23 protein-coding genes are annotated in these 25072 nt (G+C 69.8%); 15 read left to right on the top strand and 8 right to left on the bottom strand.

Annotated elements, in window-relative coordinates; all coding sequences use genetic code 11:
* Window positions 1–206 precede the first annotated feature (206 nt).
* The 12 genes from V1460_RS28625 (at window position 207) to V1460_RS28570 (ending at window position 11971) form a co-directional block, all read left to right on the top strand.
* A complete protein-coding gene (locus V1460_RS28625) occupies window positions 207–1727 on the top strand; it encodes a LuxR C-terminal-related transcriptional regulator (protein ID WP_338676499.1) in 1521 nt (506 codons plus the stop codon).
* A 251-nt stretch (window positions 1728–1978) separates the two neighbouring features.
* Complete coding sequence (locus V1460_RS28620; RefSeq protein WP_338676498.1) at window positions 1979–3313, top strand: YcaO-like family protein; 1335 nt, start codon at window positions 1979–1981, stop codon at window positions 3311–3313.
* A gap of 10 nt (window positions 3314–3323) precedes the next feature.
* Window positions 3324–3983, top strand: a complete 660-nt coding sequence (locus tag V1460_RS28615) for a TOMM precursor leader peptide-binding protein (protein WP_338676497.1) — start codon at window positions 3324–3326, stop codon at window positions 3981–3983.
* On the top strand, window positions 3980–5743 hold the full coding sequence (locus V1460_RS28610) for a hypothetical protein (RefSeq protein WP_338676496.1): 1764 nt from the start codon (window positions 3980–3982) through the stop codon (window positions 5741–5743). Before V1460_RS28615 ends, V1460_RS28610 begins: the two co-directional genes overlap by 4 nt.
* Window positions 5734–6420, top strand: a complete 687-nt coding sequence (locus V1460_RS28605) for a nitroreductase family protein (RefSeq protein WP_338676495.1) — start codon at window positions 5734–5736, stop codon at window positions 6418–6420. The genes V1460_RS28610 and V1460_RS28605 overlap by 10 nt, the downstream gene beginning before the upstream one ends.
* Window positions 6417–7565, top strand: a complete 1149-nt coding sequence (locus V1460_RS28600) for a PqqD family peptide modification chaperone (protein WP_338676494.1) — start codon at window positions 6417–6419, stop codon at window positions 7563–7565. Before V1460_RS28605 ends, V1460_RS28600 begins: the two co-directional genes overlap by 4 nt.
* Window positions 7562–9979 (top strand): hypothetical protein, encoded by a 2418-nt coding sequence (locus tag V1460_RS28595; RefSeq protein ID WP_338676493.1) that lies wholly within the window; start codon window positions 7562–7564, stop codon window positions 9977–9979. Before V1460_RS28600 ends, V1460_RS28595 begins: the two co-directional genes overlap by 4 nt.
* 1 nt (window position 9980) lies before the next feature.
* Window positions 9981–10838: a thiopeptide-type bacteriocin biosynthesis protein gene (locus V1460_RS28590; RefSeq protein ID WP_338676492.1), complete on the top strand. Its 858-nt coding sequence runs from the start codon at window positions 9981–9983 to the stop codon at window positions 10836–10838.
* 171 nt (window positions 10839–11009) lie between these two features.
* A complete protein-coding gene (locus V1460_RS28585; protein WP_338676491.1) occupies window positions 11010–11174 on the top strand; it encodes a thiocillin family RiPP in 165 nt (54 codons plus the stop codon).
* 106 nt (window positions 11175–11280) lie between these two features.
* Window positions 11281–11439 (top strand): thiocillin family RiPP, encoded by a 159-nt coding sequence (locus V1460_RS28580; RefSeq protein WP_338676490.1) that lies wholly within the window; start codon window positions 11281–11283, stop codon window positions 11437–11439.
* An 81-nt stretch (window positions 11440–11520) separates the two neighbouring features.
* On the top strand, window positions 11521–11682 hold the full coding sequence (locus V1460_RS28575) for a thiocillin family RiPP (protein ID WP_338678244.1): 162 nt from the start codon (window positions 11521–11523) through the stop codon (window positions 11680–11682).
* Window positions 11683–11773: 91 nt separating this feature from the next.
* The gene (locus tag V1460_RS28570) at window positions 11774–11971 is read left to right on the top strand and encodes a thiocillin family RiPP (protein ID WP_338676489.1); all 198 of its coding nucleotides are present in this window, start codon (window positions 11774–11776) and stop codon (window positions 11969–11971) included.
* 236 nt (window positions 11972–12207) lie between these two features.
* Here the strand turns inward: V1460_RS28570 and V1460_RS28565 are convergent, their stop codons facing one another.
* The 5 genes from V1460_RS28565 to V1460_RS28545 form a co-directional block, all read right to left on the bottom strand.
* On the bottom strand, window positions 12208–13050 hold the full coding sequence (locus V1460_RS28565) for an enoyl-CoA hydratase/isomerase family protein (RefSeq protein ID WP_338676488.1): 843 nt from the start codon (window positions 13048–13050) through the stop codon (window positions 12208–12210).
* A 776-nt stretch (window positions 13051–13826) separates the two neighbouring features.
* Window positions 13827–14123 carry a hypothetical protein gene (locus V1460_RS28560; RefSeq protein ID WP_338676487.1) on the bottom strand — a complete coding sequence of 99 codons (297 nt, stop codon included), beginning with the start codon at window positions 14121–14123 and terminating at the stop codon, window positions 13827–13829.
* Complete coding sequence (locus tag V1460_RS28555) at window positions 14123–14329, bottom strand: hypothetical protein (RefSeq protein WP_338676486.1); 207 nt, start codon at window positions 14327–14329, stop codon at window positions 14123–14125. The genes V1460_RS28560 and V1460_RS28555 overlap by 1 nt, the downstream gene beginning before the upstream one ends.
* A 331-nt stretch (window positions 14330–14660) precedes the next feature.
* The gene (locus tag V1460_RS28550) at window positions 14661–15722 is read right to left on the bottom strand and encodes a helix-turn-helix domain-containing protein (RefSeq protein WP_338676485.1); all 1062 of its coding nucleotides are present in this window, start codon (window positions 15720–15722) and stop codon (window positions 14661–14663) included.
* A gap of 370 nt (window positions 15723–16092) precedes the next feature.
* Window positions 16093–16620 carry a MarR family transcriptional regulator gene (locus V1460_RS28545; protein WP_338676484.1) on the bottom strand — a complete coding sequence of 176 codons (528 nt, stop codon included), beginning with the start codon at window positions 16618–16620 and terminating at the stop codon, window positions 16093–16095.
* A gap of 281 nt (window positions 16621–16901) precedes the next feature.
* Between V1460_RS28545 and V1460_RS28540 the strand changes: the two genes are divergently transcribed.
* Entirely contained in the window at window positions 16902–17618 is a 717-nt protein-coding gene (locus V1460_RS28540; protein ID WP_338676483.1) for a DUF4142 domain-containing protein, read from the top strand.
* A 700-nt stretch (window positions 17619–18318) separates the two neighbouring features.
* Window positions 18319–19011, top strand: coding sequence for a response regulator transcription factor (locus tag V1460_RS28535; RefSeq protein ID WP_338676482.1), 693 nt, complete (start codon window positions 18319–18321; stop codon window positions 19009–19011).
* A 13-nt stretch (window positions 19012–19024) separates the two neighbouring features.
* Here V1460_RS28535 and V1460_RS28530 read toward each other — a convergent pair whose 3' ends face one another.
* From V1460_RS28530 to V1460_RS28520, 3 genes are all read right to left on the bottom strand, one after another.
* A complete protein-coding gene (locus tag V1460_RS28530; protein ID WP_338676481.1) occupies window positions 19025–20740 on the bottom strand; it encodes a GAF domain-containing protein in 1716 nt (571 codons plus the stop codon).
* A 177-nt stretch (window positions 20741–20917) separates the two neighbouring features.
* The gene (locus tag V1460_RS28525) at window positions 20918–23485 is read right to left on the bottom strand and encodes a cation-translocating P-type ATPase (protein ID WP_407077545.1); all 2568 of its coding nucleotides are present in this window, start codon (window positions 23483–23485) and stop codon (window positions 20918–20920) included.
* Between the two features lie 112 nt (window positions 23486–23597).
* Entirely contained in the window at window positions 23598–23795 is a 198-nt protein-coding gene (locus tag V1460_RS28520; RefSeq protein ID WP_338678243.1) for an SHOCT domain-containing protein, read from the bottom strand.
* A 384-nt stretch (window positions 23796–24179) separates the two neighbouring features.
* On the opposite strand from V1460_RS28520, the gene V1460_RS28515 reads away from it, so the two are divergent.
* Window positions 24180–25061, top strand: a complete 882-nt coding sequence (locus V1460_RS28515) for a universal stress protein (protein ID WP_338676479.1) — start codon at window positions 24180–24182, stop codon at window positions 25059–25061.
* The last annotated feature ends 11 nt before the right edge of the window (window positions 25062–25072 follow it).

The following is a 25072-nucleotide window of genomic DNA, read 5'->3' as shown; positions in this document are numbered from 1 at the left end:
TGAAATATGAACAGAGCGGTGAATTCGCTTCACCACCCGACCCTCCTTCTTGCTGAATCAGGAGTCCGGCACGGACTCGGAGGGGCCTCGGCTGCATCATTTCGCCGGTGGCAAGGGGGTGCCGCTATTCGACACACCGACCGCCGAGGTGGTGGTCACGATGCGTGGCCCCGGTCCACCGCTACGCATGCGCAGGAGAGGTAAGAATGGCCGAGCACAGTGACGGAATCGCCGCAAGGCTCTCTCAACCGGTAGTTTCAGCGAGGCTGGCGCCTCCAGCCCTGGGCCCGTTACTCGACCGACCCCGGCTGTACCGCAGGCTCGACACCGGGGTGACCGGCCGTCTCACGGTCGTCATCGGTCCACCGGGCGCGGGGAAGACGGCGCTCCTCACGTCCTGGGTGCGCTCCCGTACCAGCAGGCGCAGCCGCACTGCATGGCTCACACTCGATGCGGATGACAACGACTCCATGTTACTGCTCGTACATCTGGACGCGGCTTTGGCCCGCATCGGAGTGATGGCCACCGGACCCGCCGCGCAGATGGCCTCCGAGTACCCGATCCGTGAGATCAGCGTGCCGGCGCTGCTGAACTCGGTCAGTGACTTCCAAGCCCCCATCGTGCTGGTACTGGACGGGATCCACGAACTGCGCAGTGGGCCTGCGTTGAAGGCACTGCTGCAGTTCACCCGCTACGCCCCCGCCTCCATGCGCGTCGTCCTCGCCTCACGCCGGGAGCCCGAGCTTTCCCTGCACAAGCTGCGCGCGTCAGGTGAGCTGACGGAGATCCGAGGTGCCGACCTCGGCTTCACCCACGGGGAGGCCTCCGCTCTGTTCCACGACCACGGTGCAGAGGCCGGCGGGGAACGGATCACCCGGGTGATCGAGTGTTCCGGCGGATGGGCACTCGCCGTTCGCTACGCCGCCGTGCACCCGGTGCGCGACACCAACCACCAGTCCTGCCTGGAAGGCTGGTCACAGGCCATTCGTCACTGCTCCGACTTCCTGATATCGGAATTGGTGGAGCCGCTGCCCGTCGAGCACCAGGACATACTGCTGCGCACCAGTGTGCTCACCGAGTTCAGCGCGTCTTTGGTCCGAGCTTTGACGGGACGGCCGGAGGCCCACCGCACCCTGCGGACGCTGGCCACCGACCACGACCTGCTGGACCGCGACGACGAGTGGTCCTATCGGCTGCCCAATCCACTGATCCGGGGAGTGCTCGCCCGGGAGCTGACGGAGCGGTACGGCTGGGACGAAGTCATCCGTCTGCTCCGCACGGCCGCCGACTGGCATGTGGAGGCGGGGCATCACGCGAAGGCCAAGGAGTACGCGCTCGCTGCGGAGACGCATGCCGTCTGGGCGGACTACGAATCCGGGATCGTCCTCCCACCCGGCCTTGCCGCGGCCCCCCCGGGCGAAGGGCCCGCTCCGGGAGGGAAGGGGGGCGCGGTAGCGGCGTCGCCCGTGACCTCGGGGACGATCACCACCCGCTCACCCTCACCCGGCCCTTCCGCGCGAGGTTCGGAGACCGACGAGTCCCTGACACCGACCGAACTGGACGTACTGCGGCTGCTACCGGGCCAACTGACACTCGATGAGATCGCCGTGCAGCGCCATGTCTCCCTCAACACGGTCAAGACTCAGGTGAGAGCCGTCTACCGCAAGCTCCGAGTGACCCGTCGGCGCGATGCGGTCGCCGTCGCCGTAAAGCTCGGCATGATCTGACCTTCGCCCTCCGAGGCCCGGTGCCGGCACCCAGCGGCACCGGGCCTCGGCGTTGCCCCCGCCTCGCCGGCGGCGCTGCTCGGGGAGCGGCGCCGGGCGCACATGCCGACACGGACCGCCCTGGGGGTGATGCGCATCACCCCCAGGTGATCACGGGTCTCGTGCATTTCACCTGCGACGTGTGATGTCCCGTCGGCCGCACCCGGGTTGCCTGGAGCCATCACCACAGTCACACGCGAAGGAGGCCGGCGGTGTACGAGGACGGCAGGGCTAGAGGCAGCAGCACGTGCGAGCTCGACGGGCTCCGGAGGCTGGAAGCGGTCAGCGGGCCGGCCGTCCGCCCCGTACGTGGATCTTCCCGGCTGCCGCCGCTACCGGGCGAACCCGCCTACTCGGTCTTCGTCTCTTCGATCGGGGACCCGACCGTGCTCTGGTCCGACAGGCCCGCCCAGCCCCAGGGACTGGACGGCGCGGGGGGCGGTGTCGACCCGGAGCGGGCACGACTGATCAGCGTGGCGGAGGCGGTGGAGCGGTACACCAACGCCTTCTACCAGCCCCACATGGTGCGGTGGGCCTCGGCGGACGAGCTCGGAGCCGACGCGGTTCCCCTCGAGACTCTTCCCCGCTGCTCGGACACCGAGCTCGCCGACGAGGCCAACTGGCTCATCGATCCCGACCCGTCTCTGCCGCAACGCTGGGTGCGCGGCTGGTCCCTGACCAGGGGCTGCCCGGTATGGGTGCCCGCCACCTACGTCTGGCTGTTCACCGCTCACGATGCGATCGGTGAGCGTATCGCCAACCCGATCTCCACCGGCTGCGCCGTGCACACCGACGTCCACCGGGCCCTGGTCAACGGGATCTGCGAAGCGCTCGAACGCGACGCCATCTCCCTGGTGTGGCTCCAGCGCATGGAGCTGCCGGAACTCGACCTCGCGGACGATCCCGCGTTCGCCGCCCAACGCGAGCTCGTGCGCGATGGATTCGTGGAGTACCGGTTCTACGACGCCACGACCGACGTCGGCGTGCCCATCGTCTACGCCGTCGTCCTCAGCGACCACCACGACTCCCTGGGCCAGTTGGTCATGTGTGCGTCAGGGCCGGATCCCGTCGACGTCGTCCGCAAGATCTACCGCGAGGCGGCGTCGTCGAGGATCGCGCTCCAGGTGCCGAACCGGATTCCGGAGGATCCACAGGACTTCACCAGCGTGCTGCACGGCGCCGTCCACATGGGCCGCCCCGAACGCCGCGACGCCTTCGATTTCCTCCTTCGGCGCCCCCGCCCGACGCGCACGCTCGCAGACCTGCCCCAGGCGCCCGCCACGGACCCCGCCGAGCAACTGACCTGGCTGGTCGGCCGGCTGGACGTGATCCAGGCCGAAGTGATCGCCGTGGAACTGACCACCTCGGAGGCACACCGAGTGGGCCTGCGCTCGGTGCGCGTCATCGTGCCGCAACTGATGCCCCTGTCCTTCGTCCACCGCAACCGGTACCTCGCCCACCCGCGGCTCTACCACGCGCCTGCGGCCATGGGTTTCACCAGTCATCCCGAACACGAGCTCAACCCCCACCCTCAGCCGTTCGCCTAGGAGAGCGCCCGTGCCGTTCAACATACGACCCACCCACGTCCTGTGGGCCGGCGCGTTCGGCCGGAGCGTGGCCGACCATCTGTCGGCCGCGGCCGGTTGGGGATCGTCCCCCGCCGACGCCCTCGGACTCCGATCCGCCGAGTGGCCCCACTGCGCGCTCCGTGTCGTCGCGGTCTGGCGCCACGAGAGCGCCCTGTTGACACGGATCGCCCGACTCCACACCGCCTGGGGTACAGCCTGGATCCCTGTGGTGCAGGAGTTCCCAGTGATCCGGGTGGGACCGCTCGTCGTGCCCGGAGAAGGCCCCTGCTACTCCTGCTACCTCCGCCGAAGGGCGCAGCACGACCAAGCGCGCGCCGTATCGAAGGCGTTGGAGACGTCGTTCAGGGCCGGACCGGAAAACGGAGTCACCGGACACACCGACGCCCAAGCGGCGATCGCCGCCGGCGTCGTAGCCGACCTGCTGTCACGCTACCGGGCTGGCAAGGACGTCGTGCCCGGCCAAGTGGTGTTCTACAACGTGCTGACCCGCTCGCTCTTCACCGACACGGTCATCGGCGTCCACGGCTGCCCGGAATGCGGACCGCCCGTCGACCCCGACGCCGGCTGGCGCGTGCTCGCCCAAGAACTGGCCGGGCCACTGGCCGCGCGATCCGGAGGTGCACGGTGAACGTTCTCGCGAACGATGCCCTACGACGCGGCACCCCGGCCGCCACCCTGGCCGCCGCCGTGCAGGGCGATCCGCAGTTCCGGGTGCCCAGACGCCCGCAGCTCTGCCGCGGACTCCACATCGTCGACACCCCTGACGGAGTGGTCATCGACGGCGCGGCCGAACGCCAACACCTGCACGGGAGGTCCGCTGCCACGCTCAGGCAGGCTCTGCTCCCCCTGCTCGACGGCACCCGGGACCACGCGGCGCTTGCCGCGGAGACCGGCTGGAGCCTCCAGGCCGTCGGCCAAGCCGTGGCCACGCTCTACTTCGGCGGCGTGCTGGAGGATGCGGAACAGGCGGTCGCCCAGCCGGATGGGGCGGGCCCGTCCCCGTCCGCCGCGATCTGGATGTCCCGAACCCTGGACTGCAGCCGCGTCCACGCCCACTCCAGCCTGATGGCCGAGGCCGCCGGGTCGGCCCAGGTCCGGCTCGTGGTCCGGGAGGCCTGGCGGATTCCATTGAAGGCCGCGCTCGCGGACGTCGGTATCACCGACGTCTCACACGGTGCATCGGCACCGGGACCGGCGGACGTCCTGGCGAACGACGTCCTGCTGGTCGTCGACCTGGCCGCTCCCGTCGGCACGGTCGACCGGATCGTCGAGGCCGCCGCCGCTTTCGGGCTTCGCCTTCTGCTGGTCGACGAGCGGGACGGCCATGCCATGATCGGCCCCTTGGTCGACCCCACGGCGACGGCCTGCGCACGGTGCGCCCGAGCCGCAGTGGACCAGGAGAGCGACTCCCGGCGGTGGGGGTCGCTCCCCACGGCGGGTTCGCTGGTCGCGGTCGGTCTGATCGCCGAAGAGATCCGGGCGCTCATGCTCCGCAACGAGCCGGCTCAGTCCCTCGGCGGACGGTTGGTGGTGGACCTGGAGCACGCGACGACCAGCGTGGACAGGCTGACCCCGGAGGTCGACTGCGCTACCTGCTACCCCACGTCCACCGAGCGCACGGGCCCCCCGCCACCCGCGTCGCTGCACTACGAACACGCGGTCGGCTTCCCGCCGCGGCACCTGGTCAACCCCAAGACCCACCAGCACCACTTCCGCCCCGAGAACATCGGACTGCAATTCGAGCACCTGCGGTACCCCGGTAATCCGCGGTGTTCACTGCCCGGCGTGAACCTGGCAGAACTGGAAGCCCTAGCCGCTGCCGGGGAACCAGCGGCCTGGCCCATCGCACTCGCAGCCGTGCTGCGCTTCACCGCCGGGCTGCGCGCACCTGCCGACGCCGGCGAGTTCACCGATCCGAGCCGGGTGAACCGCTGGTCGCCCAGTGGAGGCAACATCGGCTCCTGTCACCTCTACACCGTGCTCCGCGGTGTTCCCGGGCTGGCTGACGGCATCCACTACTACGACGCGGCAGCGCACGCTCTGACCGCGATGCATCCCCACGTCGAGCACGCGCGCACCCTGCTGACCCGCCTGGGTGCGCAACCGGAGCAGACGTCCGGCGAACCGGAGGCATACCTGCTCTTCGCCTCGGACGTCGGCCGGGTTGCCCGCAAGTACGGTCCGTTCTCCTACCGGGTCGGAAACCTGGACACCGGCTGCGCACTCGCCCAGCTCGCCCTCGTCTCGTCCGCCATCGGACTCGCCGTCAGCCTGCTCGACCCCCATGACCTCCATCCTCACCGGGAGTTGGTGACCGGCACCAGCGGTCCCGCGCTCCTGACGGCCGCCGTGCAACTTCGCCAGGAAGGGAGCAGCGCGTGCCGCTGATCGACATCGGACGTCTCACCGAGAACCTGCTGACCGCACCCCCCGTGGTCGGGGCGCCCGCCGCACCCCCGCCCCCGCCCCGGGCGACGGCCGCCGTGCCGGGTGATGTTGTCCAAGCCCTGCGCCGGCGTACAGCGGTGCGAACCTGGTCCCCGGAGCCCCTCGACGGGGCGTTGCTGGCCCGTGCCCTGGACTACGCCTGCGAGCAGGACACCCGCCTATGGCAGCCGGCGTTCCCGGCACTCCCCTCCCCGGTGGCAGCGGTCCTCGCCTGCGGTGTCTCCGGTCTGCCCCGGGGCGTCCACCGCTACGACACGGGCGAGCGAGGGCTCAAACCGGAACCGCGCGATCTGCCGCCACTGAAAGACCTGGTGCTCCAACTCGAGTTCGCCAAGGCCCCTGCCGTGGTCCTGGTACACGGCGACCTCGCCACCGCGGTGGAACGATACGGCGTGAGCGGTCACAGGCAACTCCTGGCCCGGGGCGCGGCCTTCGCGCACTCCGTGTGGTTGGCGGCTCTGCACGAAGGTGCCGTCGGTTCCGTCTTCGCCGGTGTGCTGAGCGCCGCGGGCCGCACCCATCTCGGCCTTGACGGTGCCGGCCGGGCCCAACTTCTCGGCCTGGCTCTGGGACAGCCGCAGCGGTCCGCGCCGTCCAAGGACGGTGACACGCGATGACCACGATGGCTGACGGCGAAACCACCGGCACGGCGCCGTCTTCCTGGCTCGACACCGAACGCCCCGCCGCGCGACCGGACATCGAGATCACCGAGGGACTCAACGGCGAACCCCTCGCCTACGACCCGGTCAACGGTCACTACACCCGGCTCTCCCGCAGCGGGGCAGCGATCCTCAAGGCGCTCGACGGCAGCATGACCGGACGGGAGTTCGCCTTTCTCGCGGTCCGTGCCGACGGACCTGGCGCCGGCGGCCACGCCGAGCAGACCGTGCTGGACTTCCTGGACGAGCTGAGGGCGGCCGGACTCCTCACCATCCCCTCCGCCAAGGGACGACGAGAAGCGGCCGTCCGGTTCGCCCGGAGCAGCCATATGCCGCGCCGGGCCCTGGTGGGGCCGGGAGTGTCCGTCGTGCTGGATCCCGTGGTCGCTGTTCTGCGCCGCGCACCGCTCGTGTTCGGCGGCCTGTGGACCGCGGCCGCGGTCGGCAGCCTGATCGCCGCAGGCGCGGTGGTCGCCTCACCACAGGCGGCCGACGGCCCGAGCCTGTCCGGTCTGGGCTGGGGATGGGCCCTGATCAGCGGCTTCATGCTCGTGCAGACCGTCCTCCACGAACTGAGCCACGGGGTGGCCTGCCGGTTCAACGGGGTGCGGGTCAGGGAGATCGGCGTCGGGCTGCTCTTCTACGTCGTGCCCGCTGCCTACGTGGACCGCACCGACGCCCACCGGTTGCGCACGCGCGGCCCACGAGTGGTCATCGCGTTCGCCGGCGTGGCTGTGGACGTGCTGTGGCTCGGTGGCTGGTCCGCACTCGCCCTCACCACGGACGGCGGCCCCGCGCACCTCGCGATCGTGATGGTCTGGCTGCAACTCGGCCTGCTGCTGGCGAACCTGAACCCGCTGCTGCCGACAGACGGATACCACGCGTTGGAGGCCGCGTTCGGCGCCGTCAACCTGCGCTCCCGGGCCCTGACCGCGCTGCGCTGCCAGGTCCTGCGCCAGGCGCCGCCGAGCTGGCTCGCGGCCCGCAGTCGCTCCCAACGCGTCCGCTACCAACTGTTCGGGCTCATCTGCCTGGTCTACGGACTGGTCATCGCGGCCTTCTGCGCCCGGTCGCTGGTCCTGCTCGCGGGGTGGCTGACGTGACCGGCACCGCATTCAGGGACGAAGTCGCGGACGCCGTCGGCCACGCACTGGTCGAGGGGCCGGCCCTGGACCGGGTCGCCGGGTTGCCGGCACGGTCCGTCTCGCCCTTGGCCGCCGAGCCGATCGCGCGGCTGCTCGACAGCATGGCCGCGGCCCGCGCGGACCTGGAGTCCCTCGGCCCACCGGTGTCGGAACTCCTGTATGAGGCCGTGCCGATGGTGGGTGCGCCGTCTCGTCGCCGGGCTGTTCTGCGCTGGCGCCGGGCCGCTCACGGGGCCACCCCGATACCGGTGCCCCCCGCGCTGCTCGCCGAGGTGGGCAGCGTCCTCCGCAGGACGGGGAGGGACCCGTCCGAACTGCACCGCTGGGCGGAGCGTGCCGACCTCCTGCGGGCCCACCGGTCGGACCTGCGCCAGACGGCCACGGCCACCCGCGCGGATCAGGAACGCGCTCTGCGCGCGCTCATGTCGGATCCGGTGGTGGCGCGGGGCCTCTCGGTGGTCTCCCCTGTGTTCTTCGCGCGGACGGCCAAGGACCGGGCACTGGACCGGGGCGAGCGGGTGACCGCCTACGGGTACGCCGTGCGCACCGCACTCAAGACCAGCCCGCTCTCATCGCTCACCCACGTGGCCGTCCCGGGCGCCGGTCACGGGGACCGGGTACGGGTCAGCCTCCACCCTCTGGTCGGCCGGATCCTGCTGCACACGGCGGCTGCGCGGCCGGAGGTGCGAGATCGGCTGGTGTGGCGGCCCAACGACTCCCTCAGGGGCGCAGGGGACGACGCCCGTTTGAGCGTACCCCTGCTGTCGGTCAGCGTCGGCTGGGCCTGGTCCCACCAGGAACTGGTCGACGCCCGCCGGCGGCTGGACCTCTCATCCGTGGTCGGTGGCCCGGCCGACACGGCGGCGCTCGGTCAGCTGCCCGTGGAGCGCCTGGAGCGCTACCTGGCGAGCGGGTTGGTCGACGTCGATGATCCCTGCCCGCCGGACGGGATCGTGTCCTGGCTCGCCGGCCTGCTGGCGTCCGCGCCGGATGTCTCCGGTCGGACGGCCTCCGCCCGGCTCACCGAGGTGGCGGGACACCTCGGGCGTATCGCGGACGGCACCCCGGCCCAGCGGTCCGAGGCGCTGCGGGGGCTGCGCTCCGCGCTCACCGCAGCGCTGCGGGAGCTGGGTGCCCCCGACGACTGGCCCCTGAGCGAGGTCACGCTGGTGTACGAGGACTGTGCCGGATCGACAGCCGCCCACCCGCTGGACGGCGCGGCCCGTGCGGCCGTGCTGCGTCACGCCGAATCCGCCTGTGCGTCCCTGCGGATCTCGGACGAGTACCAGGCCGTCACCGACGCCTTCGTCGCCCGCTTCGGTGTCGGCGGCGTGTGCAAGGACGTCTTCGCCTTCTGCCGGGACGTCGCCGGGTCCGGACCCTCGCAGCCCGTGCCGCCGGCGGTGGCGCGGACCGCCGGGGCCGGCCGCTCGAGTTGTCTTCCCTGTCTCTCGGTCCTGTACCAGGACGCCCACGGCAGTGAGGACGGAGCCCTGGTGGTGGTCAACCAGATCTCCTCGGGCAGCGGCGCCCTGGCCGCGCGGTTCCACCGCCTGTTCGACGGGCCCGACCGCACCGGGTTCGCCGACCGGCTTCGGGACTGGATCGCCACCCTGCACCCGCAAGCCGAGTGCCTGGAGTTCGTCCCGGCCCGGGAGGCGAGCCCGCTCCAGGCCGACAGCGGCGGACTGCTGCCAGCGCTGTACTGGCCGGGTACACCGCGTCCGTACGGACCCGGCACCCCGGTGACGGAGTTGGAGCTCGCGCACGACCCGGACCGCCATGCCCTGGAGCTGCGCCGCCCGGGAGCAGGACCCGTCGCCCCGGTCTACCTCGGAACCGTGCCGCGGCATCTGGTGGGCGGTGCCGCCCGAGTGCTGCTGACCCTGGCCGATCCCTGGTGGCTGACTCCGGGGCGTGCCGACGGGGCCCGCACGGACGGTCCGACGAGCCGTGGCGACGGGTTTCTTCCCCGGCGCAGCATCGGGCGTGCAGTGGTGCGCAGAGCCCACTGGCGGTGCGACAGTTCCGAGGTTCCCCGGCAACGTCCGGGCGAGGACTGGCCCGAGTTCCTCGAGCGCATGGACGGATGGCGGCGGGCCCAGGGCATGCCCGCAGAGGTCTATGCACGCTGCGAGACCGACTTCCCGCGGCACGACGCACTCCGCAAACCGTTGTGGGTCGCCTTCGCGTCCCCCGTGGGGCTGGAGGCTCTGCACCGGCTGACCGAACGGCCCGCGGTACCGGTGGTGTTCACCGAGTGCCTGCCTGACCGTGGGGATCCGACCAGCCGGGCCGACGGGCAGGGCCGTGTGGTGGAGCACTGCGTGCACTTCGCCCGCGCCACCACCAGGACCACAGGCAGGTGCTGATATGGGCACACCGGAATGGCTGTACGCACGCCTGCACCACACGGGCCACCAGGACGGGGAGTTCCTGCTGGGCGCCCTCGTCCCCGACTGGGCGGCCGCGGCCGAACGCCTCGGCGCCACACGGTGGTTCTTCATCCGCTACGTCGACGCCAGCGGCCCGCACCTGCGGCTGCGCTTCTACGGCCCGCCCGACGCGATGGACGCGTGCTGGGCGGTGGGGCGAGAACTCTGGCGCCGGACCGACCACCGAGGGGCCGCCCAGGGCGAGGTGCACCGGCTCCACCCGACGGCCGAGGACTTGGTCGCCCGACGCGGTCGCCGGCACCTGTCCCTGGGCGTGTACAGCAGGGAGCATCACTACTACGGTTCACCTGCGGCCACGGAGATCGCCGAAGAGGTCTTCCAGGCGAGCAGTCGAGTGGCCCTCGACGTCGTGGCGTCCACCGGCGGGGACCGTGCGGCACGCGCCCTGTACGCGGTCGAGTTCCTCCGGGCCTGCACCCGCTCCCTCGGCCCGGAACAGCGTGACCGTGTGTGGAGACTGCACTGGCAGCACTGGACGGCCGTCCTGAACGCTGATCCGGCAGCTCTGGACCGGACGGAGGAGCACGCGGCGCACTGGTGCCGCGCGGCACGCACGCGTGCCCCTGACGCGGCGGAACCCCTCGTGCGGCTGGCAGACCGGGTGGTGGACGGCGTCCACCGGGCCCTTTCGCGGGACGCCGAGGCCGTCGCCTCGCGACTCCTCCTGATGCACATGCACATGACGCTCAATCGGCTCGGTTTCCTCCCGCTGGAGGAAGCGGTGCTCGGCCGGGCCGCCCGGGAGGCCGACGGCGCCCCGTCCGTCCGCCCCTGATACGCGCCGCCACGACCGGCCGCCTTCGGGGGGTCGCGCTCCGCCGTCGGCACACTCCGTGCCCGACGCGGACGGACGAGACCCCTCAGGCCCTCAGACCCGGCGCACACCCGGTGCGCCGTACCGGTTCCGGACGACCGGAACCGACGAAGCAAGAAAGGGAAGAAGCAGATGAACGACCTGGACCTGCACCTGGAGCAGGAAGCACCCGAGATCGAGGTCCTGCCGGACACCCGGTCCGCGGCGTCCTGCGCCGGCTCCGTGAGTACCGCCGGCTGCTTCTCCTGCCCGGCAGGGTGCGCCGGCAGCGTGGGATCAGCCAGCAGCCGCGGCTGACCTCCACACGCGCCCGCATACCACACGTCCCCCAGCAGTCGGCCCACACGGGCCGGTCCCGGCCTCCGTGGCCGGGGGTCACCCCATCTGAAAGAGGAGAGCCGTCATGAACGATCTCGATCTGCGCCTGGAGCAGGAACCGGCGGAGCTGGAGGTGCTCCCCGAGGAGTACTCCGCGGGATCCGTATCCTGCGCCGCCACCATAGGCACCGCCTCCTGCCCCGTCGCGACCTACGGCACCGCGAGCACGCTGAGCTCGAAATAGGCAGCCCACCGGGGCGGTGGCCCCGACCCCGGTGGAGCCCCGTTCCCCATCACCGTAGAAAAGGAGAGCCTCGTGTCAGAGATGCACAACCTCGAACTCGTCCTGGAGCAGGAGCCACCGGAGCTGGAGCCGTTGCCTGCCGCCCAGGCACCCGGCAGCACACTCGGCAGCGCCGGCAGCATCAGTTGCGCGTCCTGCCCGGCGGCCTCGTTCAGCAGCACCAGCACCGCCAGCAGTCACTGACGTCCGTCACGCGGCCGGCCCGCCCCGTTCGCTGCATGACACCGCCTACCGGTGGACGACCCTCCACCGGCACTGACTCAGGAGGTACACCATGTCCGACATCACCAACGACGATCGACCGAACGCGCTGTCAGCGCTCGACCTGAGCCTCGCCCAGGAGTTCCCGGAACTGGAGGTGCTGCCCTCCGAGCATGCCCCGGGCAGCACGGTCGGTACCGCCGGCACCGGCAGTACCATGTCCACGCCGGTGGGGTGCTTCGGCAGCGCCGGTACGATGAGCAGCGCATGAGCACGGGCCGGTCCCAGCCCGGCTGCGCTACCCACAGGACAGCGTGACCTGATCGGGACCGGCGCGGGAGGCCGGCTCGCGCCACCGTGCGCAGGCCGGCCTCCCGTTGTTCGCTCGGACGTCCTCGTCTGGCGCGGATCCGTCGGGGCGTCAGCACCCGTTCCGGCATGACCCGGGGCCGGAAGCGGTGGCGGCTTGCGTCCGGCCTGCCTGGGTAGAGCGTCGGGGGCGTCCGGCTACTGGGCCGGGTCCCCTGACGCACTGTCGTCCCGTCCGAGTTCGGCGCCGAAGTCGAATTCGAACGGTCCGCGTTGCTGCATGCCGCGGGCGAGCAACTCGGTCAGCCTCGCGCGGCCGTTCGGCGAGGCCGCGGCCGTGCGCAGCGCCTGACCGGACTCCACGATGTCCTCCAGCGGGAGCGCCGACCGGCGGTTGATGATGTCCTTGGCGGTGGACAGCGCGTTCCGGTCGAAGCGCGCGATCCGCGAGGCGAAGCCGTCGACGAAGGCGTCGAGTTCGGCGTCGGGCAGGGCCCGGTTCACCCAACCGTACCGCTCTGCCGTCGCGGCGTCGAAGTCCTCGGAGCCCAGCACGATCTCCAGAGCGCGTGAGCGTCCGACCAGAGCGGGCAGGATCTCCATCGCGCCGCCACCTGGGACCACGCCCGATCCCACCTCCGGCTGGCCCAGAACCGCCTTCTCGATACTGGCGAAGCGCAGATCGCACGCCAGCGCGAACTCGCTTCCCGCGCCCCGTGCACGGCCGCGCAGGCACGCGATGCTGACGAAGGGGGCCCGTGCCAGGCGTACAACGATGTCCGGCCAGGGCGGCAGGCCGGTGGGTCCGGCGTCGGTGGGCATCTCGGCTGCCCGGACCGCGTCGTAGTGCGCCAGGAAGAACTCGTCATCAGCGCTGTCGAAGACGACAACCTGCACCTCCCGGTCGTTCTCCAGCAGGGTCAGGAGATCCCGCAGGCCGGCCATGACCTCGGGGTCGATCAGGTTCAGAGGCGGGTTGTCGAAGGTGATCCGCCAGTAGGTGGCGGAGTGGCGGTGGACTCGCACCGGGGAAGTGGGCACGGAGGCTCCCGAATCCTGATCCAGGGACAGCGGACCGGCAGTGCTGAGCGCTTCCCGGTCGTGACGTCCAGACATGCTCTGACCCGCACACACTAACGAGCCGCGGCTGAGGCGTGACCGGAGGCTCGGGCGGTGTCTCAGCGTGACGTCCGAAGACGCTGTCTGCGCTTGTCGTACCGGCAGGACCTGGGGCGTGTTGCGAAAGTAGCTCCGTCCGCCCGCAGGGCGGGGCCTGCGGCGTCTGGTGCGTGCGATCGCAAGGCGGAGGATCATCCTCGTACTGGACGTACTTGGATGACTCCGACAACGCAGCGAGCGTGCGTGCCAGACGTCGCGGGTCAGGAGGGACTTTCGCAACACGCCCTAGCCGCTTCGGTTCGGGTTGCTCGTGGATGCCGCCGGGAGACGGTCGTTCTCCAGGGCACCCGCACGGTGGGCGAAGAGGTCCTGGTCATCGACGGGAACGAGTCGTGCGGACGTGTACACGTGCAGGATTGGCGGCGGTACAGGGGCGGTATCCCGCTCCATTCACTTCCGGATGGGTTCGACGTGCCCGGAGGATCGGGACCCGCGCGTGACGCGGTGCGCCCGCCTGCGTCGTCGTAGCCAGTCAACGGTTTCCCCGATCGATGCCACGAACGCGGCGGACGCGACACAACGCGCTGGGGAGGTGGGCTGGCCGATGGCCTGCGCCGTGAGCCACAATCCCGCGGCGAACAGCAGCCACCACGCGACGAGGGATCCGGCGAGCCGCCATCTCCGGTGGAAGAGGCCGGTCATCGTACCGTTGCCCGGACACTCCGGGTGGTGACGGCGGCGACCGTGACGCACGCGGAGACGGCCAGCGTGCCCGCGGTGGCCGTGGCAGCCAGGGTGGCGGTGGGAGAGGTGTCCGTCATGCGGGGGAGCGCGTTGATCGGCGCGCCCGCGTGCAGAGCCGGCAGGGCGAGCCCGAGGGGACACATCGAGGCCGGCCGGGTACGCAACCGGTGAGGCACTCTGCCCGTGAGCACAGCCAGAGCCGCCGGCGGGAGCGTGAGGGTGAAGACGGCGAGGCCTGTCCAGTGCCACATCACAGTCCGTCGGTTCCTCTCTCAGAGTGGCCGGAGTTCGGTTCGCTGTGCGTCGTGGCGAGCATGGCCAGACCGGTGGTGAGCGATACGAGGCCGATCACCAAAAACGGCAGGCCTGGCCCGGGCAGGGCGTACATGGCGGCTCCGATCAGTGTGACCGGGGCTCCTGTGGCGGCCAGGGTGGCGCCGATGCGTTTGGTGGACACGATGCTCCTCTGCGTGACCTTGCCGACGCTGCGTTCGTGGACGGTGCGTGCTGTGGTGGACGAGTGCGGTTACAGGTTTTCGATGCGCTTGCTCCGAAGCGGCGTGCCGCGGACTGCTCCAGTGACGGGCTGCTCGGCCGCGATGGGCCGACGGTCACGTGCCGTCCGCCTGCCAGGGCGCGGAGCGATGAGGTGCCGCAGGCCGGGGACGTGCCCACGCAAGTCCGTCGCCCGGGAAACGCGTCACCTCCCGGCACACCGCCCGCCGCTGTTCCTCCGGACCCTATCGACCTGAAGGGGGCATGCCCAGAGCTGCTTCCGCTGCCTGTGCTCAGAGTTCCCGGGCCGGCCAGTCCAGCAGGCGGGCGCCGATGACCGCTGTCTGCAAGGTGTAGCGGTGCACGGCGTCGCCGGGGTCGGCGCCGGTGAGCTGATGGATGCGTTCGAGCCGGTAGGTCATGGCTCGCACGCTCAGGGAGAGCCTTCGGGCGGCCTCCGCGGCCACACAGCCCGTGTCGAAGTAGGCGATCAGGGTCTCGATCAGCGGCTGAGCTCCTCCGCGGGCGTCTTTCAGGGGGCCGAGGACGCTTCGCACAAGCTCGGCCATCGCCTGCCGGTCACGTGTGAGCACCGGATAGACCAGCAGGTCCGAGGCCTGGAGCACCGGGTCTTCCAGGCCCATGCGGACGGCCAGGTCCAAGGCGTTCAGCGCCTCCTCGTAGGAGTGGACGACACCGCCGGCGCCGGGATGGGCTCGTCCTACGGCGACCCTTCCGCCGTCCGTCGCCGCGTAAGCCTGCTTGGCGAAGAAGCTGAGTACATCGGACTGGTCGCCCGGTGCGATGCAGATCAGTCGGCCGTCTTTGGTGGTGAGCAGGATGCGGCGATTCCCGAAGCGGGCAATGAGCGAGGATTCGATCCGGCGGGTCACGGAAGAGCCGTCGTCGAACGGGCCCGTACCCTGCGCCACGGCGACCGCGTGGGCGTGGGAGAGCAGCAGCCCGAAGCGTTCGGCGCGCTCGGCGAGGCGCCCGAGGTCGCTGCGCCCGTAGAGCAGGTCGTCGATGAACTCCCGGCGCGCCGCCTCTTCCTGGCGCACGGCAAGGCGTTGAGCCCGGTCATGCCCCTCGGCGAAGGCGTCCACGGCCTGCTCGACCACGGCGAGGACGCGGACGGCGGCGTCCTGCGGTAGGTCCGGTTGAACCTGCTGCGCGGCGATGAGGTGAGCGCGGACCAGCGCGCGCAACCCGAAACCGGCCTCTGCGGCTCGCTCCCCCCGGCCGCGAAGCGACTGCAACTCCTCGCGTGTCAGTCGGCGGCCTGTGGAACAGGCCGCTGTGAGGGCCTGGGAGTACCCCGCCAGAAACTCGTCCGGGACATCCGGCTCGGCCATCGATTCTCCCGGTTCTGGGTGTGCTGATGCCGGTCTCCCGGACGTGAGGGTGAGGAGCAGGCTTCTGCCCGGTGACCGGCATCAAGAGTACGTACTGACTGCCGGTGGGCGGCAACGCGGGCGAGCATTCAGGAGAGCAGGACTCCTGGGCACCGAAAGAGGCGATCCAGCGAGTACGGACGGGCGTCTGTCGCCGGGGCGTTGCAGCCCTTCGTCACCTGATCGGTCAAGCCGTCGTGGCGGAGCGATGCGCCCAGGTGCCGAGAGCCAAGGGCCACCGGAGCGGCCCGCGGCGTCTCCTGTGGACCTGGTTGAGGATCGCCACACCCGTGAACACAGCCCTCGGGACCCGCTACTTCGGGTCGCAAGCTCAGTGCTCCTGTGGCAGGGCTTCCACCCAACCCAAGGGGTGCAGGGTGCTGTCCGCCGCTGTCACGGTCGGCTCGCCGCCGGCCTCGTTGAACGCTGTCAGGGCGTCGATCAGGGTGGTCCGTTGCGCTGGGGCGATGCGTTTCACGATCGTCTCGATCTCGCGTCGGCGCCGGGAGGTGACGTCGTCGACGAGAGCTCGGCCGTCGTCCGTGAGCCGCAGTACCGTTTCGCGCCGGTTGACGGGGTTGGCCTCGCGTGCCGCGAGCCCCGCCGCAATCAGCCGGTCGATCATGCGCATGGCCGTGGACGGATTGACACCGAGCCTGTCGGCGAGAACCACGAGCTTCGCCGGGCCCCCTGTGGACAGCACCACCAGCAAGCGGAACTGGGGCAGTGTCACCCGCTCCTCGACGGCTGCCAGTGATCGCGCTGAGACCGCGACCAGCAGCCGGGAAGCGGTCAGCACCGCGCGCGTCACCGCATCGACGTCATCCACACGCTGCGAGGACTGCCTTCTGTCGGTCATACCTCCTTTCTACCGTGCACACCGGGGCGTGCTGCTCCCCGCCTTGAGAGTGCCGTGATGTCCGTCCATCCGCACTCCCGGTGGCGCAGGAGCAGTGGAGCCGAGGCGTCGGCCTTTCGCAGCAGTCGGCGATTCCGCCCTCGACGAGTGGGCCGGTAGATCCGGTTGGCCAATCCGACTGCTGCTGAACGGACCGGCAGTGGAGCACGTACTGATGGCTGCGTGCCGTGCCAGCCGCACCACAGCTCCCGACGACACCCCATGCCGAACCGGGAGGCAACATGCGTCAGAACCGACGCGCCGTTCAGTCCAAGTCCTCGATCGCCGTCATCGCCGTAGTCTGCGCCGTCGTCGCGACGGTGCTGATCGTTGTGCGCGGCGGTGACGAAAAAGCCTCCGCGGTACAAAGCGCATACGGTCAACCCTCAGGTGCGGGCTACGGGCACTCCGGCTCCGGGCATTCCTCCGACTCCGGGAGCACGGAAGCGGACGACTCACAGCCCGCGCAGGGCGGGGGGCAGCCGGTCACCGAGGTGGACAAGACGTTTCTGGTCAAGGTGCGTCAGGCGGGGCTGTGGGAGATTCCGGCTGGTCGGCTTGCCCAGGCCAATGCCTCCAGTGAGGCCGTGAAGCGTGCGGGCCTGCATCTGCTGGACGGTCACAGCAAGCTGGACCAGCTCGTTCGCGAGGACGCGAGGATCCTGGGGGTCCCGTTGCCGGACCAGGCCACGGAGGAACAGCAGGGCTGGGTCAGGCAGATGGAGGAGGCGAAGGGTGCCGAGTTCGACCGGCTGTTCGCCAACCTGCTGCGGGCCTCGCACGGGAAGATCTTCGCCACCATCGCCGAGGTCAGGGCCGCCACGCAGAACGACCTCATCCGCCGCCACGCCCGGCAGGCCAACCAGACCGTGCTGGACCACCTGGAAGTCCTCGAGGACACCGGCCTGGTCGACGGCGCGACCCTTGCCGAGGTCGAAAAGGCAGTAGCGCCTCAGTAGCCACGCTTCAACCCGGTGCGGCGCGTCACGGGACCAGGTTTCTTGCACTATGCAAGGCTCTCTGCGAGGAAGCCGGGGGATCGGCAGTCTTCGTCGGCGAGCTCAGGGAGAGCGCACCGAGCCGTCTGGCGGGCGGCTGTCGAACCGGACTCCCTCACCCAGGCCGACTCCGGGCGCGTCCGGGATCTTCGCACCCTCTCACCGGTGGCGGGTCCCGGGTTCGGAGTCGGCCGTTCAGCGGTGCCAGGCTGCAGTGCGGGCCCTTTTGCGTGCCGAGAGAGCGCGCTGGAACTGTCGTTTGCCTTGTGCAATGATTGCATTGAGGAGGGCTCGCAGGTGATACGCGCTGCCCCCTGGGAGCTGAGGCGCTGGCACGGTGACACAGCCGAGGGGCAGTGCGGCAAGCTGGCGAAGCCCTCCTCGCCAGCGTGCGTGAGGGGCTTCGGCTGAACCGGTCTGCGGAGTTCCGGGCTCGCCACTCCGCCGCAGCTGCTCGTCCGGGCCGTGCGTGCCGTCGAGGGTGTCGTGGACGTTCGAGTCGATTTGAGGGAATCGATGCAATCGGAACGGATGCGTCTGTCCGGCGCCGGATGATCCAGGGCAGCTTTCGGTCGGTACGGCGCATATCCTGGATTCTCGATTGATGTGCCGCAGGCAGTGGCAACCTCTACCGAAGGCACCGACACGTCAGTAGGTCACCATGTCCGAGACGCCTGTCTTCTCCGCCGAAGCGCCCATCAGAGTCTTCTTGCTCGACGATCATGAAGTCGTTCGTCGTGGATTGCACGATCTGCTCGACTCGGAACCAGACATCGAAGTGGTAGGCGAGGCCGGCAGTGCCGAACAGGCCTTGGCGCGCGGGCCGGCTCTGAGGCCTCATGTCGCTGTGCTGGACGTTCGACTTCCCGACGGTGACGGCATCACGGTGTGTCGGGAGTTCCGGTCTCGTATGCCGGATGTGGCTTGCCTGATGTTGACGTCATTCGACGACGAGGACGCCTTGCTCGACGCGATCATGGCCGGCGCCGCCGGGTACGTGCTGAAGCAGATCCGGGGTTCGGATCTCGTCTCTGCCGTGAGGACGGTCGCCACAGGGCAGTCGATGCTTGATCCCGCCACCACCGCACGTCTGATGCGGTCGCTGCGTGATCCCGACGACGCCGAACACAGTGAGGACGAACGCCTCTCGTCTTTGTCCGAGCGCGAACACGCCGTGCTGGGGTTGATCGGGGAAGGCTTGACGAACCGCCAGATCGGCAAGAGGCTCTACCTGTCGGAGAAGACCGTCAAGAACCACATTTCACGGCTGCTGGCGAAACTGGGTGTGGAACGCCGTGTGCAAGCAGCGGTCATTGTGGCCCAGGCACATGAGCATCAGCAGCGCTCCGGTTGATCAACCTCAGAGATCATTGATCTGCGCGTAGAGGGACACACCAGTGAAGTCGGGTCCCACCGTTCTTGCCGGGCCCAACGGCCAGCGAGCCGCCAAGGGCCTCGGCTCGTTCGGCCAGGTTGCGCAACCCGCTCCTGCGTCCGTCCGTGCCGGTGCCGACTCCATTGTCGACAACGGTCACGCTGAGCGAGTCGGCCTGCGAGACGATACTGACCTCCGCCCGGCTCGCGTGTGCGTGCCGGGCGACGTTGGTGAGGGACTCACTCAGTACGGCGATCACAGCGTCCGCGATGCTGTCCGGCGTATCCGTGTCGACGAGCCCTTCCACTCGCAGGGCTGGTGTGAAGCCGAGCGCTGAGGAAGCTTCTTCCACGGTGCGTGCCGAGCGGACACGGAGACCTCCTGGCCGCTCAGGTGCCTCGTGCTGCCGGAGGCCGAATATCGTCGACCGGATGATTTTGATGGTCGCATCGAGGTCGTCGATTGCGCGCGTCAGTCGCTCCGACGCCTCCGGATGATCGATGAAGCGCAATGTGCTCTGCAGGGTGATCCCGGTGGCAAACAGACGTTGGATTGCGAGATCGTGCAGGTCCCGGGCTATTCGCTCATGATCGGACAGGAGATTGATCTGTTCCACGTCCCGCCTGCGATCGGCCAGCTCGAGGGCAAGGGCCGCCTGCCCGGCGAAGCTGGACAACGGGGAGGTCTCCACCTCCACAAACGGAGGCTGACCGGCTCCCCGCCCCAGCACCAGGACACCTCGGACGCTCTCTTTCGTTCCCAAAGGCACCGCGACGGCAGGGCCGAAACCCTTCCACCGATCTCGCTCGAATGTCACCCGAGGGTCCTCTGCCACGTCGCTCGTCGTGATCAAGGCATCTGCCGCGAGGGCCTCGGCGGCCAGAGTTCCGTCTCCTGGAAGTATCCGGTCACGGTGTTCCCCGGCCCGGTCCCCTGCGGCGAGAACTTCCCGCAGCCCGCCAGCGGACTCCTTGAGGTAGACGAGGCCCATGTCCGCGGTGGTGATCCGAACGGCACGCTCAAGCATGAGTGAGAGCACTTGAATGTCGGAGGACCCGGACAGCAGGGAGCTGGTGCACTCCGAACTCGCCTCCTGCCACAGCTCCCGCAAGCGGACCTCCTCGAAGAGCCTGGCGTTCTCGATCGCGATCCCCGCAGCCACGGCGAGGGCGGAGAGGACCGCTTCGTCCTCGGAGCCGAACTCGGTGCCATCACGCTTCTCGGTGAGGTAGATGTTCCCGAACACCTCATCACGGACCCGGATCGGAACGCCCAGAAACGAGCGCATGGGCGGATGGTGAGCAGGGAATCCGGATGAAGCGGGGTGTTGGGAAAGATTGCTGAGCCGCAGTGGCCGGGGGTGCCGGATGACCTCGCCCAGCAACCCGTGCCCGGCGGGTAGGGCGCCGATCTGCCCCCGGCGCTCGTCGCTGACGCCCACCGTCAGAAACTGGACGAGCTTCTGGCCGTCACCTATGACACCGAGGGCCCCGTACTGCGCGTCCACCAACGACACAGCGGTCTCGACGATCCGGCGCAGCACCTGCGACAGGTCCAGCTCCCGTCCCACGGACAGCACGGCCTCAAGCAGGCCGTGCAGACGATCCCTGGTTCCGTGCACTTCGTCTATGCGGCTACGCAGCTCATCGAGCAGTTCGTCCAGCCGCATCCGCGGAGCGCGGCTCACGGGCTGATACTCGCCGGCCATGGGTCCTCCGCCTGCGTCCACCGCCACTACTCATTCACGTTAGCGCTTGACCGAGGTAACGGCTTGCTCACGGCCGGACCACGTGCTGGAACGGGATCGCGGAGATTCTTCGGCGGGCGGGCTACGGCCTTCCGCCCGCCGACCCGCACAGGCCCCGGCAATCCGATCCGCCGTCCCTCAACGGTCCGTGAACAGCCGCTTCACTCGTGGCCGGCCGGTCATTCGCGCGGCCATGAAGCCGACCAGCCCGACCACCATCGCTGCTGCGCACTCCATCCAGCCAAGTGGCTCCGTCTCCAGGATCGAGCGGAGGAAGGGCGTGTACAAAGCCGCGAGTCCCAGTGCGGCTGATGCGACAACCGACAGAGGCAGGAAGGGGTTGTCGCTGGTGAACAGGCGCCCGCGAAGGCCCAGTACGACCCCCAGTTGGGCGGTGAGGAGAGACAGGAAGAGCACGCTCTGCCACGGAGCGGCCATCGATTTCGCTGCGAGCCCGGCGATCAGGCAGGCAGCGGTGACCACCGTGCCGAGGAAGAGCACACGCTGCCAGAGGCCGTGCCCGAGCACATGTTGGCTGGGGGGACGTGGGGGCCTTCGCATGGCCTCAGGCGATACGGGTTCCGCCCCGACGGCAACCCCGGTGAGACCGTGGGTCAGGAGGTTGATCCAGAGGATCTGCCCTGCGCGCAGCGGCAGGGGCAGGCCGAACATGGGACCGATGAGCATGACCATGATCTCCGCTGTGCCACCGGCCAGGGCATAGACAAGGAACCGCCGGATGTTGTCGTACACCCGGCGTCCCTCCTCGACCGCGGCCACCACGGTAGCCAGCTCGTCGTCGGTGAGTACCAGGTCGGCCGCCTGCCGGGCGACCTCCGTGCCGCGGCGCCCCATGGCGACGCCGATGTCCGCCGCCCGCAGCGCGGGGCCGTCGTTGACGCCGTCACCGGTCATCGCGGTCACATGGCCGCGCTCGTGCCATGCCTCGACGATGTCCAGCTTCTGTTGCGGGTCCGTGCGGGCGAAGACCGTCACGGCCGTTGGATCGAGGATCCTTCCCGTGATCAGGTCCAGCCCCGTGGCGACGGCGCCATCGCCGGACGCCGAGTCCAGAAGCCCGACGCGCACGGCGACGGAGCGAGCGGTCGCCGGGTGGTCCCCGGTGACCAGCACCGGTGTGATGCCTGCTGCTCGGCAGGCGGCCAGAGTGGTGGTGGCCGCGGGTTTCGGGGGATCGCTCATCGCGGCCAGGCCGAGGAGTTTCAGGCCGTGCTCGGCGGTCGACGCCGAGGTCGGCGTCTCGGCCAGGGTGCCGGATGCCACTGCGATGACGCGGTAACCGCGGGAGGCCAGCAGCGCCGCCTCGTGCCGCGCGCGCTCGAGAAGTGCTGCTGATTCTTCGACCACGTCGGGGGTGAGTACGGCTTCCGGTGCCCCTTTCAGGCAGATCAGCAGGTGTCCGGGTGGTGTGGTGTGCACCGTGGTCATCCGCTTTCGGAGGCTGTCGAAGGGCTCTTCGCCGGTCCTGGGGTATCTGTCCCTGAGGAGGTGTCGGTCGTCGCAGCCCGCCTTGGCTGCCGCTGTGAGCAGTGCCGCATCGGTGGGATCGCCCAAAGCCGTCCACCGGCTGCCCGCGTCGTCGGACGTGTCGACCGGCGGCCGGAGCTCGGCGTCGTTGCACAGTGCCGCGGCGGTCAGCAGTTCCCGTACAGAGCCGAGCTGCCCGGCTGTCGCCGCTCGGCCGTCGACGAGGACGTCGCCCTGCGGTGCGTAGCCGAGCCCGGTGAATTCGACGGAGCCGTGTGGCGTCCAGACGCGCTCGACCATCATGCTGCCCTCGGTCAGCGTGCCGGTCTTGTCGGTGGCAAGAACGGTCACGGACCCCAGTGTCTCCACCGCCGGTAGCCTGCGCACCACTGCATGACGGGCTGCCATTCGTCGCGCACCGAGGGCCAGGGCCAGGGTGACGACCGCGGGCAGCGACTCCGGGACGGCTGCGACGGCAAGACTGATCGCCGTCACCGCCATGGTCGTGGGTGCCAGACCCCGGATCAGACCGAGCCCGAACACCAGCAGGCACAGCGCCAGAGTGACCAGGGCAAGGATCCGGCCCAGGGCCGCAAGCCGCCGCTGCAAGGGCGTCGGTTCCGCTCGCCTCTCCAAGAGCGCAGCGATGCGGCCAAGCGCACTGGCCGAGCCCGTGGCTGTCACCTCGGCAACGGCCCTGCCTCGGAGCGCGACCGTACCGGCGCTCAGCGTAGTCGCCTCGGAGCCGCTTGCCCGTACGTCCTTCTCGACCGGTACGGATTCTCCGGTGAGCATGGACTCGTCGACGAGCAGTGCTGAGCTCTCCAAGAGCCGGGCGTCGGCGGCCACGATGTCACCCTCACTCAGAAGCAGCACGTCTCCCGGAACGACGTCCGCCGCCGGCACCGCACACCCGGCGCCGTCTCGCAGGACACGCGCGGTCGGCGCTGACAGGGCCGAGAGCGCGGCCACCGCATGGTCGGCCCTGACCTCCTGCACGACACCGACGGTGGTGTTCACCACGATGACGAGGGCGATGACCACCGCATCCGGGTGATCTCCGATCGCGATGGTGAGGACGACCGCGCCGAGCAGCACCGTGATCAGGGGATCACGGAGCTGTGCCAGGACACGAGCATGAAGTGGCACGCTGCGGCGTGCCTCCACCTCGTTGCTGCCGTACAGGTCCAGCCGGCGCGTTGCTTCCTCCCACGCCAAGCCCGTCGGCGGCCTTCCTGTGACCGATGCGGCTCGGGCTTCGTGGTGCGTCACACAGTCGCTCCGTCCCGCGTCGTCATGGAGCCCTCTCCCTGCGGGTACGCCCGGATGGTCACGTCTGTCCGAGCCCGGTGCGCAGGGCGTTCAGGCGCCGTCGGTATTCCTCTTCGTTGATCTCCCCGCGGGCCAGTCGGTCGTCGAGAATCTCCTCTGGTGTGGAGCGGGGGGTACAGCCGTGACTTCGGGGCCGAGTCAGGTCCCGGACGAGCAGGAACACCACGCCGATGACGAGCACCCAGAAAAGAATCATGCTCACGGACATGGCGAACAGGCCCCATCCCCCATGTCGTTGTCGTACCAGAACATCATCGCCGCTCACCTGCTTCGACGGCTGGGGCTGGACGTGCGGTCCGCGGCCCGGGATACGTTTGTCGTTCGTATCGTGGCTGTCTCGGTACGAGCCGGGCTGGGGCCGGATGGTGCCCGTCGCTGGGACGTTCGGGCACTGTCCGTGGTGTGTGCGACCGGGGCGTCACCAGGCGGATGAGCGGCCACTTCACCGAGTGAGCCGGCAGGTGCGCGACGCCCAGGGCCGTTCGGCCCCGGCGGGGGACCCTCGGCCCCTGCATCCGAAGGCTGCTGGGCAGGGAGGCTGGAAGCCTGTCCGACGCGGAGGGCCAAGGAGGTCACGGCGATGACTCGACCGGTGGTCGTAGGGCTGGACGGTTTCCCCGAGAGCCGCGCCGCCGCAGAATGGGGGGCTGCGGAAGCACTTCTGCGAGGTGCGCCCCTGAGCCTGGTGCACGTCGAGGAGTGGCTCATCCCCGCCATCGTGGAACTGCCCACGAGCGACCGGGAAGGTCATCGCGAGTGGGCCGATGACCTCCTGGAAGAGGCGGTCGACGACCTCCGGCAACGGCACCCTCTACTGAACGTCACCTCTCGACGGCTGACCGGGCGAACAGCCGCCGCTCTCGGCATCGAGGCGGCCGGTGCACAACTGCTGGTGCTCGGGTCACGTGGGCTCGGCACGGTCACGGGCTTCCTGCTCGGCTCGACCACGATGGCCACGATCGGAGTGACCGACACTCCGGTTGTGCTTGTCCGGGCCTCGACGCTCACCGAAGCGGATCCTGAACGGTCGGCGCACGAGCGGGGCGTGATCGTGGGAGTGGACATCCACGAGACGGGCGCATCCGTGCTCGAGTTCGCCTTCGACGAGGCAGCGCGGCGCGGGTGCGGCCTGCGGGCCGTACACGGATGGACCCTGCCCTTCGCCTTCGGATACGCACCCATGCTGGATCCGGGCGTCATCCGGGAGGTGGCGGGCACGGTGGGTCGAAGACTCGGCGACGTGATGCAGCCGTGGCGGCAGAGGTACCCCACGGTGAAAGTCGAGGAGAGGGCGCTGGTGGGCGCTCCAGCCGAGCAGGTGTTGTGCGAGGCCGAAGACGCGGACCTGGTCGTGGTCGGCCGCCGGATCCGACGGCCCCCGGTAGGCGGACACCTGGGCCACGTGGCCCATGCCGTCATCCACCATGCCACCGTGCCGGTGGCCGTCATCGCTCACGATTGACGTGGAGCGCG

Source organism: Streptomyces sp. SCSIO 30461 (genome assembly GCF_037023745.1).
In the GTDB taxonomy this organism is placed as follows: Bacteria; Actinomycetota; Actinomycetes; order Streptomycetales; family Streptomycetaceae; genus Streptomyces.
Note: the sequence above shows the minus strand (reverse complement) of the source record. Positions and strands in the feature narration are given on the sequence as shown.

Coding starts and splice junctions, on each gene's coding strand:
- V1460_RS28625 (WP_338676499.1), top strand. CDS start 207: ATGGCCGAGCACAGTGACGGAATCGCCGCAAGGCTCTCTCAACCGGTA.
- V1460_RS28600 (WP_338676494.1), top strand. CDS start 6,417: ATGACCACGATGGCTGACGGCGAAACCACCGGCACGGCGCCGTCTTCC.
- V1460_RS28590 (WP_338676492.1), top strand. CDS start 9,981: ATGGGCACACCGGAATGGCTGTACGCACGCCTGCACCACACGGGCCAC.
- V1460_RS28585 (WP_338676491.1), top strand. CDS start 11,010: ATGAACGACCTGGACCTGCACCTGGAGCAGGAAGCACCCGAGATCGAG.
- V1460_RS28580 (WP_338676490.1), top strand. CDS start 11,281: ATGAACGATCTCGATCTGCGCCTGGAGCAGGAACCGGCGGAGCTGGAG.
- V1460_RS28575 (WP_338678244.1), top strand. CDS start 11,521: ATGCACAACCTCGAACTCGTCCTGGAGCAGGAGCCACCGGAGCTGGAG.
- V1460_RS28570 (WP_338676489.1), top strand. CDS start 11,774: ATGTCCGACATCACCAACGACGATCGACCGAACGCGCTGTCAGCGCTC.
- V1460_RS28560 (WP_338676487.1), bottom strand. CDS start 14,123: ATGTGGCACTGGACAGGCCTCGCCGTCTTCACCCTCACGCTCCCGCCG.
- V1460_RS28550 (WP_338676485.1), bottom strand. CDS start 15,722: ATGGCCGAGCCGGATGTCCCGGACGAGTTTCTGGCGGGGTACTCCCAG.
- V1460_RS28545 (WP_338676484.1), bottom strand. CDS start 16,620: ATGACCGACAGAAGGCAGTCCTCGCAGCGTGTGGATGACGTCGATGCG.
- V1460_RS28540 (WP_338676483.1), top strand. CDS start 16,902: ATGCGTCAGAACCGACGCGCCGTTCAGTCCAAGTCCTCGATCGCCGTC.
- V1460_RS28535 (WP_338676482.1), top strand. CDS start 18,319: ATGTCCGAGACGCCTGTCTTCTCCGCCGAAGCGCCCATCAGAGTCTTC.
- V1460_RS28530 (WP_338676481.1), bottom strand. CDS start 20,740: ATGGCCGGCGAGTATCAGCCCGTGAGCCGCGCTCCGCGGATGCGGCTG.
- V1460_RS28520 (WP_338678243.1), bottom strand. CDS start 23,795: ATGATTCTTTTCTGGGTGCTCGTCATCGGCGTGGTGTTCCTGCTCGTC.
- V1460_RS28515 (WP_338676479.1), top strand. CDS start 24,180: ATGACTCGACCGGTGGTCGTAGGGCTGGACGGTTTCCCCGAGAGCCGC.